Source organism: Rugamonas violacea (assembly GCF_016461825.1).
Taxonomy (GTDB): domain Bacteria; phylum Pseudomonadota; class Gammaproteobacteria; order Burkholderiales; family Burkholderiaceae_D; genus Rugamonas.
Window position 1 is genome coordinate 78,396 of the sequence record NZ_JAEMNU010000139.1, and the last position, 15,075, is coordinate 93,470.

At 66.6% G+C, this 15,075-nt stretch carries 9 protein-coding genes; 3 read left to right on the top strand and 6 right to left on the bottom strand.

Translation table 11 applies throughout. The annotated features are described in order from the left end of the window. Nucleotides 1-7 precede the first annotated feature (7 nt). From H7U20_RS26335 to H7U20_RS26345, 3 genes are all read right to left on the bottom strand, one after another. Nucleotides 8-1,576: a sugar ABC transporter ATP-binding protein gene (locus H7U20_RS26335; RefSeq protein WP_199762110.1), complete on the bottom strand. Its 1,569-nt coding sequence runs from the start codon at nt 1,574-1,576 to the stop codon at nt 8-10. Nucleotides 1,577-1,725: 149 nt separating this feature from the next. Then, the gene (locus H7U20_RS26340; protein ID WP_199762111.1) at nt 1,726-2,673 is read right to left on the bottom strand and encodes a sugar ABC transporter substrate-binding protein; all 948 of its coding nucleotides are present in this window, start codon (nt 2,671-2,673) and stop codon (nt 1,726-1,728) included. A gap of 247 nt (nt 2,674-2,920) precedes the next feature. After that, nucleotides 2,921-3,499: a DUF1003 domain-containing protein gene (locus H7U20_RS26345; RefSeq protein ID WP_199762112.1), complete on the bottom strand. Its 579-nt coding sequence runs from the start codon at nt 3,497-3,499 to the stop codon at nt 2,921-2,923. Nucleotides 3,500-3,811: 312 nt separating this feature from the next. On the opposite strand from H7U20_RS26345, the gene H7U20_RS26350 reads away from it, so the two are divergent. Further along, entirely contained in the window at nt 3,812-6,574 is a 2,763-nt protein-coding gene (locus H7U20_RS26350; RefSeq protein WP_199762113.1) for an alpha-1,6-glucosidase domain-containing protein, read from the top strand. A gap of 72 nt (nt 6,575-6,646) precedes the next feature. After that, nucleotides 6,647-7,321 (top strand): PKD domain-containing protein, encoded by a 675-nt coding sequence (locus H7U20_RS26355; protein WP_199762114.1) that lies wholly within the window; start codon nt 6,647-6,649, stop codon nt 7,319-7,321. Nucleotides 7,322-7,423: 102 nt separating this feature from the next. On the opposite strand, the gene H7U20_RS26360 is transcribed toward H7U20_RS26355, so the two are convergent. From H7U20_RS26360 to H7U20_RS26370, 3 genes are all read right to left on the bottom strand, one after another. After that, nucleotides 7,424-9,139: an alpha-amylase family glycosyl hydrolase gene (locus tag H7U20_RS26360; RefSeq protein ID WP_233411105.1), complete on the bottom strand. Its 1,716-nt coding sequence runs from the start codon at nt 9,137-9,139 to the stop codon at nt 7,424-7,426. Between the two features lie 24 nt (nt 9,140-9,163). Beyond that, nucleotides 9,164-10,795 (bottom strand): alpha-D-glucose phosphate-specific phosphoglucomutase, encoded by a 1,632-nt coding sequence (locus H7U20_RS26365; RefSeq protein WP_199762115.1) that lies wholly within the window; start codon nt 10,793-10,795, stop codon nt 9,164-9,166. Nucleotides 10,796-10,981: 186 nt separating this feature from the next. Next, on the bottom strand, nt 10,982-12,340 hold the full coding sequence (locus H7U20_RS26370) for an MFS transporter (protein WP_199762116.1): 1,359 nt from the start codon (nt 12,338-12,340) through the stop codon (nt 10,982-10,984). 197 nt (nt 12,341-12,537) lie between these two features. Between H7U20_RS26370 and H7U20_RS26375 the strand changes: the two genes are divergently transcribed. Beyond that, the gene (locus H7U20_RS26375; RefSeq protein WP_199762117.1) at nt 12,538-14,946 is read left to right on the top strand and encodes a glycoside hydrolase family 31 protein; all 2,409 of its coding nucleotides are present in this window, start codon (nt 12,538-12,540) and stop codon (nt 14,944-14,946) included. Nucleotides 14,947-15,075 lie beyond the last annotated feature (129 nt).

Genomic DNA, 15,075 nt, shown 5'->3' on the forward strand with positions numbered 1-15,075 from the left:
CCGAAATTCAGGCGGCGGCCAGGGGCGCGGCCTTGTGGGTATGGTTGTCGTTGTCGGTGCCGCCATTGGGCGACAGGTAGCCGCTGAAGGCGGCGGCCAGCAGCGCGTCCTGGCTCCAGGCGCCGCGCTCGAAGGTGTCGACGATGCGGCCGGCGCTCATCACCGCGATGCGGTCGCAGATCAGCATCAGCTCGCGCAGGTCGCTGGAGACGATCAGCAGGCCCTTGCCCTGGCGCGCCAGGTCGGCCAGCACGTTGTAGATGTCGAACTTGGCGCCGATGTCGATGCCACGGGTCGGCTCGTCGAACAACATCACCGCGCAGTCGCGGTACAACCAGCGGCCGATGACGACTTTCTGCTGGTTGCCGCCGGAGAGCTCGGCCACCTTCTGCCCGCCGTTGCGGCTGCGGATGCCCAGTTGTTCGATGTAGCGCTCGGCCACCTCGGCCTCGGCGGCGCCGTCGAGCCAGCCGGCGCGGCTGACGCCGTCCAGCCGCGCCAGGCTGGCGTTGACGGCGATCGATTGCGTCAGCAGCAGGCCCTGGCCCTTGCGGTCCTCTGTGATCATGGCGATGCCGGCGGCCACGGCCGCCTGCGGCGAATCGATGTTGGCCGGCGTGGCCAGGTCGCCGGCGAAAACCTGGCCGCTGTCGGCGCGGTCGGCGCCGAAGATCAGGCGCAGCAGCTCGGTGCGGCCGGAGCCGATCAAGCCGGCGATGCCGACGATTTCGCCGGCCTTCACATCCAGATCGGTCGGCTGCACCACGCCCGTGCGCCCAAGGCCGCGCAGGCGCAGCAGCGGCGCGCCGATGCGGCGGCCGCTCAGGTCGATCTCGGCGTCGGCGGCGCGGCCGACCATCAGCCGCACCAGGTCGGCGCTGCTGTAGTCGGTGATGTCGTCGTCGCAGACCAGCTCACCGTCGCGCAGCACGGCGATGCGGTCGGCCACGCGCTTGAGTTCCTCCAGGCGATGCGAGATGTAGATGATGGCCACGCCCTGCGCCGTCAAGCGGGCGATCTGGGCGAACAGCAGTTCCACCTCGCGGTGGGTCAGCATGGCGGTCGGCTCGTCGAGCACCAGCAGGCGGCAATCGCCGATCAGGTTGCGGGCGATCTCGATCATCTGCTGATGGCCGATGCCGAGCTGGCCGACCGGCGTCCACGGGTCGATCGCATCAAGGCCGACCTGCGCCATCAGCGCGCGCGCGTCGCGCTCCAGGCGGGCGCGGTCGATCCAGCCGAAGCGGTGCGGCAGCTGGTTCAAATACAGGTTCTCCGCCACCGACAGCGTCGGCAGCAGATTCAGCTCCTGCATCACCATGCGGATGCCGAGTTTTTCGGCGTCGCCGCGCGAGGCCGGCTGGTAAGGCTGGCCGTCGAGCAGCATGGCGCCGGTGGTGGCCGGCTCCAGTCCGCAGATGATCTTCGACAGCGTGCTCTTGCCGGCGCCGTTCTCGCCCGTCAGCGCCAGCACCTGGCCGGCGTGCAGTTGCAGAGCGACGCCGCCGAGCACCGGTTCGACATAGGTCTTGCCGATGTCGGTGAGACTCAACAAGGGACTGGGGGCGTGGGTCATGGCGTGCTCCGGCTGGACTCAGGTGGACTTGAAACGTGAACTTAAGGGCGCATCTGTCATTCCCGCGCATGCGGGAACCCATGCCACGCTGGAAAGGATGCGGTGTATAGGTTCCCGCCTACGCGGGAACGACGGTTTTTAGATTGCTCTTACGGCTTGGTGACCAGCGCGACCTTGGTCTCGATCACGCCGCCCATGGTGGCCTGGGTCTTCTTCTCGGCCAGCGCCTTGAGCAGGGTCTCGATGCCGAACACCGCCTGCTGCGAGCCGAACTGGTCGACCGTGGCCAACACGCGGCCGTCCTTCAACATCGGCTTGATGGCCTGGATGTTGTCGTAGCCGATGACCTTGACCTTGCCCGCCTTGCCGGCGGTGCGGATGGCCGAGATGGCGCCGATGGCCATGTTGTCGTTACCGCACAGCAGAGCCGTAATGTTCGGATTCGCGTTCAGCATGGCCGAGGCGACCGTGTTGGCGCTGGCGATTTCCCACTGGCCCGACTGCACGCCGACCACCTTGACGCCGGCCGCCGTCATGGCGTCCTGATAGCCCAGCGTGCGTTGCTGCGCGTTGAAGGTGGTCGAGACGCCTTCGATGATGCCGACCTGTTCGCCCTTCTTCAGCTGCTTGCCGAGGAAGTCGCCGACCAGCTTGGCGCCCTTGCGGTTGTCCGGGCCGACGAAGGGCACCAGGAAGCCCTTCTCCTTGAGCGCCGCGTCGTCCAGCTTGTTGTCGATGTTGACCACCAAAATGCCGGCGTCGACGGCCTTCTTCAGCACAGGCACCAAGGCCTTGGAGTCGGCCGGCGCGATCACCAGCGCGTTGACCTTGGAGACGATCATCTGCTCGACCAGCTTGATCTGGGCGGCGGTGTCCTGCTCGTCCTTGATGCCGTTGGCGACCAGGTCGTACTGCGCGGCGTGGGCCTTCTGATGGTCCTTGGCGCCGTTTTCCATCGTCAGGAAAAATTCGTTGGCCAGCGATTTCATCACCAGCGCCACCTTCGGCTTGGCCGCATCGGCGGCGTTGGCGGCGAACGGCAACAAAGAGATCAGGGCGGCGGATGCAAGCAGTTTCAATTGGGTGCGACGAGTCATCTGTGTCTCCATATATTGATATTAAGCATCTTTTAGACGCAATTTGGTGCGCGCAAACGTTTGCGCGATCGAAATCATAACGCAGTTTTTCGCCCGCAGCATGGCGGCGGGAAAAAAATACTATGTCTCGAAATGGAGGAGGAAGCTATTTAAGAGGTCGGGCCGCGCCGACATGAGCTGGACGTTGGTAGCGTCCATTGCGCCTGCGCGGCGCTTAACTTTGCGACTGAAATGCAGGGAAGCCTGTTCAGCCTTCCGACGCCCGCGCCGCCGTGTGGTTTGCCAAAAGAGCCGGTTGCGACACGCCAGCCACGCTATCCAATTGCAAAACATGGCGATGCAATTCCACGGTGAGCGTTTCAATCCGTGCCGCCAGCGCGTTGGTCACCGCCGTCAACTCGGTGTTTTGATGCAGCAGTGTGAGCATATCCTTGGCATCTTGCGCGGCAATGACGGCCAACGCTTCGCGATGCTTGGCATCGGCCTCGGTCCGCGCCTTATCGCGCTCAGCCTGACGTGTTTGGGCCAACAGTATCAGCGGCGCCGCATACGCCGCCTGCAGGCTGAAGGCGAGATTGAGCAAAATAAAAGGGTATAAATCGAAGTGCACCAATCCGCTGACATTGATGACGATCCACAGCAGCACAATCACCGTTTGCGCACCAAGGAACATGGGGGTGCCGAAAAAGCGCGCGAACGCTTCCGCCCGCATGGCAAAGCGATCACTGCCGAAGGTGGGTGTCAGATGTTCATGGGCGCGGTGAAAACGCAAATGATCGACCGGTGCGCCAGGGACGGGCGCGGCAGGATGGGGCGTGGATTTCATGGCAGTGTTCCAAAATGGGGGCGGCGCAGCGGAAGGAAAATGGACGCGGACGACATTGCGACAGGTCGCGCGCGGCTCAGTCTACAGCATAGAACAGTTCCAAAGCGCATCGCCTTCCTTGACGATTTTTTCGGACTTGGCTTGCTCCCGGCATCCCGCCGTTACGGATCTGATCGGCCGCTCGCCAGCCATTGAGGTGTTGAATTTCGTATGAAGACTACATGTTTTGAATTACTATATATCGCATTGTAAAGGGCTTGTTGCGTAAAAATGTAACTTGACTACTAAAATACCGTATTGGAGACGAGACTTATGGCCGGGAACGAAAACGCAGTATGGAGGAGCGCGCTCGCGCTGTCGCTGGGCGGCACCTTGGCAATCGGCGGCGCGGCCGCCCATGCCGCCGCCATCGGCGCGCCCGGCCTCGACAGCTGCACTGCCCCCTTCGCCACCGTGCTGCAGGCCAGCGGCGCCAGCGACGCGCGCGGCTACTGGCTCAACCGCCAATTGCTGCGCTGGCCCGGCGCCGACGCCGCCGTCGCCGGCAGCTTCAAACTCTACTACTCGGCCAGCGGCCAGCTCAAGGCCACGGCCGGCGCGCCGGTCAGCGGCGCCGACGGCGTGCTGGCACTGACTGCCTTCAACGGCGCCCTGCCCGCCGATGTCGCGCAGCGCTTCAAATTCATCGGCAGCGGTGCCACGCTGACCCTGCCCGCCGAGGCGCTGGCCGGCCTGGGCGCGCTGCATACCCAACAGCTGCTGCTGGTGCTGGAGGCGGCCGACGGCAGCGTGCGCGACGCCACCGCGCTGCAAAGCGCCGGCGCGCTCGACGACCTGTACGCGGCCGCCGCCAAGGCCGGCGATCTCGGCGTCAGCGTCGGCAAGGCCGGCACCGCCTTCAAGCTGTGGGCGCCGACCGCGCAGCGGGTCGCCGTCTGCACCTACGCCAGCGGCTCAGGCAAGGCCAGCGCCATCACGCCGCTGCGCTTCGACTCGGCCAGCGGCATCTGGTCGGCCGCCACGCCCGCCGACCTGTCCGGCCACTACTACCAGTTCGTCGTCGACGTCTTCGCCCGCAACACCGGCTTGGTGCGCAATCTGGTGACCGATCCCTACTCGGTCAGCCTGACCACCGACTCCAAACGCAGTTACATCGCCAACCTCGACTCGGCCAAACTCAAGCCGCCCGGCTGGGACAACACGCCGCTGCCGCGCAAGGTCGCCGCCCAGCCCGACATGACGGTCTACGAGCTGCACGTGCGCGACTTCTCGATCAACGACAGCACGGTCAGCGCGGCCCATCGCGGCAAGTACGCCGCCTTCACCGAGGCCGGCTCGAACGGCATGCAACACCTGGCCGCGCTGAGCCGCGCCGGCATGACCGACATCCACCTGCTGCCGGTCTACGACATCGGCAGCGTGCCTGAACAGGGTTGCGTGACGCCGGCGCCAAGCGGCGCCGCCGACAGCGACGCCCAGCAGGCGCTGGTGGCGGCCAGCCAGGCGCGCGACTGCTACAACTGGGGCTACGATCCCTACCACTACAGCGCGCCCGAGGGCAGTTACGCCAGCGATCCGGCCGACGGTGCCCGCCGCATCGTCGAGTTCCGCCAGATGGTGCAGGCGTTGCACCGCACCGGCCTGCGGGTCGGCATGGACGTGGTCTACAACCACACCTACATCGCCGGCCAGAACGAGAAGTCGGTGCTCGACCGCGTCGTGCCCGGCTACTACCACCGCCTCGACGCCAAGGGCGACATCGAGCGTTCGACCTGCTGCGACAACACCGCCACCGAGCACCGCATGATGGCCAAGCTGATGATCGACTCGGCCGCGCTGTGGGCCAGGCAGTACAAGATCGACTCCTTCCGCTTCGACCTGATGGGCCACCAGCCGCGCGCGGCGATGGAGCAGTTGCAGGCGCGCGTGGACCGCGACACCGGCCGCCACGTCAACCTGATCGGCGAGGGTTGGAACTTCGGCGAGGTGGCCGACGGCGCCCGCTTCGTGCAGGCCTCGCAGCTGTCGCTCAACGGCAGCGGCATCGGCACCTTCAGCGACCGCGCGCGCGACTTCGTGCGCGGCGGCGGCGCCGGCGACTCCGGCGCGGAGCTGTTCAGCAAACAGGGTTACATCAACGGCCTGGTCTACGCGCCCAATGCCCACGCCGGCCAGCGGCCGGCCAGCGAACTGCTGCACGCCGCCGACATGGTGCGCGCCGGCCTGGCCGGCTCGCTGCGCGGCTACCGCCTGACCACCCACGACGGCGCCAGCAAGGCGCTGCAGGACATCGACTACGGCGGCCAGCCGGCCGGCTACGCCAGCGCGCCGGGCGAGGTGGTCAACTACGTCGAGAACCACGACAACCAGACGCTGTTCGACATCAACGTCTTCAAGCTGCCGCTGGCCACCAACGGCGCCGAGCGCGCCCGCGTGCAGATGCTCGCCGCCGCCATCAACGCCTTCAGCCAGGGCGTGGCCTACTTCCACGCCGGCTTCGATATCCTGCGTTCCAAATCGCTCGACCGCAACAGCTTCGAATCGGGCGACTGGTTCAACCGGCTGGACTGGAGCTACCGCGACAACTACTACGGCGTCGGCCTGCCGCCGGCCGCCGACAACGGCAAGGACTACGCCCTGCTGCGCCCACTGCTGGCCAATGCCGCCGTCAAGCCGGCGCCGGCCGACATCGCCTTCGCCCGCGACGCCTTCCGCGACCTGCTGGCGATCCGCGCCAGCAGCACGCTGTTCCGCCTGCGCAGCGCGGCCGACGTGCAGCGGCGCCTGAGCTTCTCCAACACCGGCCCGCAACAGGTGCCGACGGTGATCGTCGCCCACCTGGACGGCGCCGGCTATCCCGGCGCGCGCTACAAAGGCATCACCTACCTGATCAACGTCGGCCTGGACGAGCAGCGCATCAGCGTGCCGGCGCAGGCGCACAAGGGCTGGCGCCTGCATCCGGTGCACAGCCGCGCCGGCGCCGCCGATCCGCGTCCGGCGCAGTCGGCGCGCTATGACGCGGCCAGCGGCAGCTTCACCGTGCCGGCCCGCAGCGCTGTTGTTTTTGTGGATTAATTGGCAATATTAGAGTCTATCCTCGGCAAGCTGTCCGCTACACTGGGCAGCTCATTTCCGCAAAGGACAGCAATGAAATCTCCCGCAGCTTGGCTGGCCCTGCCGGCACTTTCGCTGGCGCTGGCCGCCTGTGGCGGCGGCGAGTATCAGCCGCCGGTCAACGTCGCGCCGGTGGCCAAGGTGGGTCCGGCGCAAACCCTGGAGGCCGGCAGCAAGGTGACGCTGGACGGCAGCGGCAGCGACGCCAACTCCGACCTGATCAACTACGTCTGGACGCTGATCAAACCGGCCGGCAGCAATGCCACGCTACTCAATCCCAAGGTGAGCAATCCGGTCTTCATCGTCGACGTCGCCGGCAGCTACACGGCCACGCTGGTGGTCGACGACGATAAACTGTACAGCGCGCCGCAGACCGTCGCCCTCACCGTCGTCGTGCCGGCGGCCAGCTTCGTCAAGCTGTGGGATAACGACCAATGCAGCAGCCGTCGCCGCGTGGTCGTCATCGACCGCCGCCTGGTCTACACCGAAAGCCATTCGAACAGTTGCTCCGAGTCCGACAGCTACGGCCTGTACGACAGCACGCTGGCCGTGCGCCTGTGCACGGTCAGCGGCTTCGGCGGCGCGCCGTCCTGCACCAACAACACGGCGCTGGAGCTGATGAAGACCATCCTCGCCAATCCGGCCAAGGAAGACCTGGGCCTGGGCGGCGGCCATACCGTGCAGCAGACCTACGCGGTCGGATTCTGATCGCGCCGGGTCTGCGCGGAACCCAGAGGCGGACTGCCAGGGTCAGACCCCGGGGGGTCTGACCCTAGGTTCACGCTCTTGGGTTGGGCGCGCGCCTGCGGCTCAGTCGCGGCCGACCAGCACGATCGAATAGCCGGCCGGGAAGCGCGCCTTGCCGTGCCTGACCACGGCGCGCGCGCCGGAGTAGCCGTCGCGCACCCGCTGGCCGTCGGCGAACACGCCGCCCAGATCGATGACGTGGGCCTCGCCGGCCGGCAGGTCGAGCGCCACCACCACCTTGTCGCTGATGCCGTTCTGCTCATAGGTCCGTTTGAACACGTAGGGCTGCGCCTGCAACTGCTGGTGCACGCCGGCGCCGACCGCCACGTGGGCCTGGCGGAACAAGCCCAGTTTGGCCCAGTGGCGCTGCACGTCGGCGATGCGGTAGCCGTCGCGCGCGGCGTTGCGCGCCAGCTCGTCCCAATTCATGTAGGAGCGCAGACGGGCGTCGCCCAACGCGTCGGCCACGTCGAGCCGGCGCGCCGTCTCGTCGCCGTAGTAGATCTGCGCCGCGCCGGGCGCCAGCAGCAGCTTGTTGGCGCTCTCGAAAGGCTTGCTGCGCGCGGCGTCGAAGGGCTGCTCGTCGTCGTGCGAGGACAGGTAGTTGAGCACCGAGCGGCCCTTGAAGGCGCCCTGCAACAAGCCCGAGTATTTGCTGAACAGCGTTTCATAGTCCTGCCGTGCGTCGTACTTCAGGCCGAAGTTGATCATGCTGTCGAAGCCGTTGTCGAAGTAGTTCACCTGCTCGCCGCCGTCGTAGGTGAACAGCGGGCCGCCGGCGATGTTGTAGCCGTAAGCCTCGGCCGTCATGAAGAAGGCTTGCGCGGCCGGCACCTTGCCCGGATTGGCCCGCTTCCATTCCTCGTAGGTGGCGCTGGCGACCGTCTTCAGCGCCTTCCAGCTGGCCGGCTCGACGTGCTTGACGGTGTCGGCGCGGAAGCCGTCGACACCGTACTTGCGGATCCAGTCGGTGTGCCATTTGATCAGGTGGTAGCGTGGCGTGCGCGGATAACCGGTGCGGGCGAAGAAGGCGTCCAGCTCGGCCACTTCGCGTTGGTAGCGTCCCTCGGCCCGCCACTTCTCCACCAGCGCCGGCGGCAGCGCCACCGGCGTCTCGCTCTCGGTGCGCACGTCGGGCAGGTTCTTCACCAGCGTGCATTCGACCGTCGTCGCCACGTCCTTGTAGCTGCATTGCGGCTCCGTGCGCACCCAGTCGGCCGGCCACACCGGGTCCTGCCCGGTGACCGGGCCGGTCTGGTTCATCACCACGTCGAGCAGCACGCGGATGCCGTGGGCGTGCGCGCTGGCGACGAAGTCGCGCATGTCCTGTTCGGTGCCGAGGTTGGCGTCGACGCTGCTCCAGTCGCGCGCCCAGTAGCCATGGAAGCCGTAGGACAGGCCGGTGCCCTCGTCGGTGCCGGCGTGGATCTGCTCGACCGGCGGCGTCAGCCAGATGACGTTGACGCCGAGCCGGTCGAAGTAGCCGTCGCGGATTTTCGCCGTGATGCCGGCCAGGTCGCCGCCCATGTAGCCGCGTTGCGGCGCGGCGTCGGCCTTGCGGCCGTAGGCCAGGTCGTTGGCCGGGTTGGCGTTGTTGAAGCGGTCGGTCAGCAGGAAGTAGACGGTCGCGTTCTCCCACAGGAATGGCTTGGCGGCGGCGCGCGCCGGCGGCGCTTTGACAGCGCCGCCGGCTTGGGCCGGCGCCAGCGTCGCGCCGGCCAAGGCCAGCGCCAGTGCCAGCGTCTTCGTCATCGTCAATGCGGGGGGAGTCTGCTTCATGCGTCTGCTTCCTGTTGATGGGGGTTAGGTGATCACGCTCGGGCTGGAGCGCCCGGTGCGCGCGGCGATGCCGGCGAGCTGCTCGGCGACGGCCACCAGGCCGGCCAGCGCCTGCTGGGTGGGTAAGTGGTGCCGCGCCGGGTCGGCCTCGTAGCGCTCCAGGTAGACGCGCAGGGTGGCGCCGTCGGTGCCGGTGCCGGACAGGCGGAACACCACGCGCGAGCCGTCGCGCATGACCACGCGCACGCCTTGCTGGGTCGAGACGGCGCCGTCGACCGGGTCGGTGTAGGCGAAGTCGTCGGCGAAGTCGACGATATAGTCGCCCAAGGTCTGCCCGGCCAGGCCGGCCAGGCGCGCGCGCAGCAGCGTCATCAGTTCGTTGGCGGCGGCGCTGTCGATCGCCTCGTAGTCGTGGCGCGAGTAGTAGTTGCGGCCGAAGCGGCTCCAGTGTTCCTCGACCAGCTGGCGCACCGGCTTGCCGCTGACGGCCAGCAGATTGAGCCAGAACAGCACGGCCCACAAGCCGTCCTTTTCGCGTATGTGGTCGGAGCCGGTGCCGTAGCTCTCTTCGCCGCACAGCGTGGCCTTGCCGGCGTCGAGCAGGGTGCCGAAGAACTTCCAGCCGGTCGGCGTCTCGTAGCAGGGCACGCCCAGCGCGGCGGCGACGCGGTCGGCGGCGCGCGAGGTCGGCATCGAGCGGGCGATGCCCTTCAAGCCGGCGCGGTAGCCCGGCGCCACCGTAGCGTTGGCGGCCAGGATCGCCAGGCTGTCGGACGGCGTGACCTCGAAGCGGCGGCCGACGATCATGTTGCGGTCGCCGTCGCCGTCGGAGGCGGCGCCGAAGTCGGGCGCGTCGGCGCCGGCCATCAGGGCGATCAGCTCGGCCGCGTTGACCGGGTTGGGGTCGGGGTGGTGGCCGCCGAAGTCCTCCAGCGGCACGCCGTTGATGATGCTGCCGGCCGGCGCCCCCAGCATGCCTTGCAGGATGGCGCGGGCGTAGGGGCCGGAGACGGCGCCCATGCCGTCGAAGCACATGCGGAAGCCGCCGGCGAACAGGGCGCGGATGGCGTCGAAGTCGAACAGGTCCTGCATCAGGCTGGCGTAATCGGCCACCGGATCGATCACCTCGACCCGCATCTGCTCAATGCGGTCGGCGCCGAGCCGGTCCAGGTTGACGTCGGCGCCGTCGCTGATGCGGTAGCGCGCGATGCTCTCGGTGTGGCGGTAGATCGCCTCGGTGACCTGCTCCGGCGCCGGGCCGCCGTTGCCGATGTTGTACTTGATGCCGAAGTCGCCGTCCGGACCGCCCGGGTTGTGGCTGGCCGACAGCACGATGCCGCCCAGCGCGCCGTGCTTGCGGATCACGCAGCTGAGCGCAGGCGTCGACAAAATGCCGCCCTGCCCCACCAACGTCCTGGCGAAGCCGTGCGCGGCCGCCATGCGCAGGATGATGAGTGCCGCCGCGCGGTTGTGGAAGCGGCCATCGCCGCCCAGCACCAGCGTCTTGCCGCTGCAGTCGCCGAGCGTGTCGAACACGCTTTGCACGAAATTCTCAAGGTAACCGGGCTGCTGGAACACGCTTACTTTTTTCCGCAGGCCGGAGGTGCCGGGCCGCTGGCCTGGGAAGGGGGTGCTTACTACCGTCAATATCGTCATATGTGCTCCGCGTGGATAAACAGGCGCGACAAAGCGGCGGCCGACAGCGGCCGCCAATTCGCGCCATGCTTATACCCTGCCGGGCGGGAAGATGGCGCACGAATGCATTGTCACAGGAGCAATATTAACCCACGCCGCGCAAAATCGGCGGCGCGGCGCGCACGGCGCGCCTGAGCGGCGCGGAAATCAGGCGGCGGCCTGGACCGCCACGGCCTTCTCCGCCGGCACCGCATCGTCCTTGACCCACAAGGTCAGCAGGCCGGCCAGCACCATGCAGACGCCGCCCAGCACCAGGGTCATGACGGCGTGGCCGGCGAGGAAGTTCTTGGTGATGTAGCCGAGCAGGAAGCCGCTGGCGATCTGCGGGATGACGATGAAAAAGTTGAACACGCCCATGTAGTAACCCATGCGCTTGGCCGGCAGCGCGCCCGCCAGGATGGCGTACGGCATGGTCAAAATGCTGGCCCAGGCGATGCCGACGCCGACCATCGGCAGGTACAGATAGTTGATGTTGTGGATCATAAAGACGCTGATCAGGCTCAGGCCGCCGATCACCAGGCAGCTCATGTGGACCAACTTGCGGCTGCTCATGCGGGCCAGGACCGGCAGCACGAAGGCGGCCAACGCCGACACGCCGCCGTAGACCGCGAACATCACGCCGACCCGGTTGCCGGCCTCCTGGAAAGCGGCCGACTGCGCGTCGACGGTGCCGAACACATTGTCGGCGACGGCCGAGGTGGTGTAGATCCACATGGCGAACAGGGCGATCCAGGTGAAGAACTGCACCACCGCCAGCTGCACCATGGTCTTGGGCATTTTGCCGAAGCCGCCGAGGATCTCGCGCAGCGCGTGGCCCAGGCCCTTGGCTTTGGCCTTGGCCCGCTCGGCTTCGAAGGCGGCCAGGTTTTCCGGCGGCGCTTCCTTCGAGGAGAAGACCGTCCACATCACCGACAGCAGGAACACCGCGCCGCCGAAGTAGAAGGAGTAGCGCACCGTGTCGGGGATGGCGCCGTTGAGCGGCACATTGCTCACGCCCATGATGTCGGCGAAGAAGGTCGGCAGCAGCGAGGCGATCACCCCGCCGCAGCCGATGAAGAAGGTTTGCATGGCGAAGCCGGCGGTCTGCTGCGCGGGGGCGAGCTTGTCGCCGACGAAGGCGCGGAACGGTTCCATCGAAACGTTGATCGCGGCGTCCATCAGCCACAGCACGGCGACGGCCATCCACAGCATGCTGGAGTTGGGCATCAGGAACAGCGCGATCGAGGCGAGGATGGCGCCGATGAAGAAGAAGGGACGGCGGCGGCCCCAGAACGGGTGCCAGGTGTTGTCGCTCAGGTAGCCGATGATCGGTTGCACCAGCAGGCCGGTGACGGGCGCGGCCAGCCAGCACAGCGCCAGGTCGTCCTGGTTGGCGCCCAGGGTCGAGAAGATGCGGCTGGTGTTGGCGTTTTGCAGCGCGAAGCCGAATTGGATGCCGAAAAAGCCAAAGCTCATGTTCCAGAGCTGCCAGAACGACAGCCTGGGCTTGATGGATGAAGGTTGCATGCCGCGTGTCCCCGATTAGGTGTCCGAACTTGGTGCCGGATTGAGCAAAAACTACAGAATTTGTAGCAAAATAACACGCGCAAACATGAGTGTCAATGGAAACAACTTCATAGTAAAATAAAGCGAATTAGCGGCTTTGCGGCCTGTCGCCGTGTAGTCAAATGTAGTCAAAGAACAAAAAATAGAGACCTTTGAATATGACAAGAAATCACCTGCTCGCGCTCGCCTGCACACTCGCCTTCAGCCCCCTCGCCTCGGCCCAGAACGCCGGCCGCAGCGTGCAGGACGTGGTGCAGCGCGCCGACCGCCTGGAAATCACCACCAACGACGGCCTGTACCTGATCAAACCCTATTCCAGCAGCATTGTCGAGACCTCCTTCGTGCCGCGCGGCGAGCGCTTCGAGCCGGCCTCGCACGCGGTGGTGCTGGCGCCGGCCGCGCCGGCCGTCAGCTTCAAGCAGGATGCCGACAGCATCGAGTACGCCACCGCCGGCCTGGTGGTGACGATCACCAAGTCACCCTTCCAGATCGCCTACAGCTACAAGGGCAAGGCGCTGGTGGCGGAGAAGGCCGGCTACCGGAAACTGGGCGCCACCGAGAGCATCGAGTTCGCCCTCGACCAGAGCGAGGCGCTGTACGGCGCCGGCGCGCGGGCGGTCGGCATGAACCGGCGCGGCAACCGCTTCACGCTGTACAACAAGGCCCACTACGGCTACTCGACCCGCTCCGAGCTGCTCAACTACACCATGCCGCTGGCCATGTCGTCCAAGTTGTACGCGCTGCACTTCGACAACGGCCAGATCGGCACGCTGGACTTCGACAGCAAGAAAAACAACAGCCTGGCCTACGAGACCATCGGCGGCCGCAAGACCTACCAGGTGATCGCCGGCGACACCTGGCAGGACGTGGTGGGCAACTACACCAGCCTGACCGGCAAGCAGCCGATGCCGCCGCGCTGGGCCTTCGGCAACTTCGCCAGCCGCTTCGGCTACCACAGCGAGCAAGAGGCGCGCGCCACCATCGCCAAGTTCCGCGCCGAGCAGGTGCCGGTGGACGCCATCATTTTCGACCTGTACTGGTTCGGCAAGGAAGTCAAAGGCACGATGGGCAACCTGGCCTTCGACCAGGACACCTTCCCCACCGCCAAAAAGATGATCGCCGACTTCCAGACGGATGGCGTGCAGACCATCCTGATCACCGAGCCCTTCGTGCTGACCACCTCGGCGAAGTGGCAGGACGCGGTCGATAAAAAAGTGCTGGGCACCGACGCGGCCGGCAAGCCCTTGACCTACGACTTCTACTTCGGCAACACCGGCTTGATCGATGTGTTCAGTCCGGCCGGCCGCGACTGGTTCTGGAACATCTACAAGGGCCTGCAACAACAGGGCGTGGCCGGCTGGTGGGGCGACCTGGGCGAGCCGGAAGTGCATCCGGCCGGCATGCGCCACGCCACGGGCACGGCCGACCAGGTGCACAATCTGTACGGCCACGAGTGGGCCAAGCTGATCTTCGACGGCTACCGCAAGGACCTGCCAAGCCAGCGCCCCTTCATTTTGATGCGTGCCGGCTACTCCGGCTCGCAGCGCTTCGGCATGATCCCCTGGTCGGGCGACGTCGAACGCAGCTGGGGCGGCCTACAGTCGCAACCGGAGATCGCGCTGCAGATGGGCATGCAGGGCGCCGGCTATATGCACTCCGACCTGGGCGGCTTCGCCGGCGCCATGCTCGACGACGAGCTCTACACGCGCTGGCTGCAATACGGCGTGTTCCAGCCGATCTTCCGCCCGCACGCGCAGGACGACGTCGCCTCCGAGCCGGTGTTCCGCGAGGACGCCACCAAGCGCCTGGCGCGCGATGCCGTGCGCCTGCGCTACAGCCTGCTGCCCTACAACTACACCCTGGCCTTCGACAACAACCAACTGGGCCTGCCGCTGATGCGGCCCATGCTGTACGAGGAGCCGGACAACGAGGCGATGCGCACGCTGGCCTCGGCCTACCTGTGGGGCAACGAGCTGCTGGTGGCGCCGATCACCGAACCCGGCGCGCGCCGCAAGGAAGTCTACCTGCCCAAGCGCAGCGCCTGGTTCGACTTTAACAACGGGCGCCGCTACAACGGCGGCATCAGCGCCGTGGTGCCGGTGGCGCTCGACCACATCCCCGTCTTCGTCCGCGCCGGCGCCTTCCTGCCGATGGTCGAACCGGTGCAAACCACGCGCGACTACAGCACCGCCAAATTGCAGCTGCACTACTACCACGACCGCAGCGTCGCCGCCGGCAGCGGCAAGCTGTACGACGACGACGGCGCCACGCCGCAGGCCTACGAGCAGGGCAAGTACGAGCTGCTGAAGTTCGCCAGCGCATTCAAGGGCAAGCAGCTGGCGATCCAGGTCGACAGCGAGCTGGGCAAGCAGTACGCCGGCAAACCGCGCAGCATCGCCCTGCTGGTGCACAACATCGACACCAGGCCGGCCGCCGTGCGGCTCGACGGCAAGCCGGCCGCCTTCCGCTGGAATGCCGCGCGGCACCTGCTGACGGTGACCGTGGCCGCCAAGGCCGGCGCCGCCAGCGCCGTCGTCATCACCCTGGCCGGCGCCGACGCCGGCTAAGTTTCTGCGGCATCAAGACGCCAGCGATGCCGGCCAAACCCCGCTGCGAAGAACCGGGGTCAGACCCGCGGGGTCTGACCCCAGCTTGTGCCGCTGGGTTTTGCCCAAATCCCCGCAGCCACAAACAAG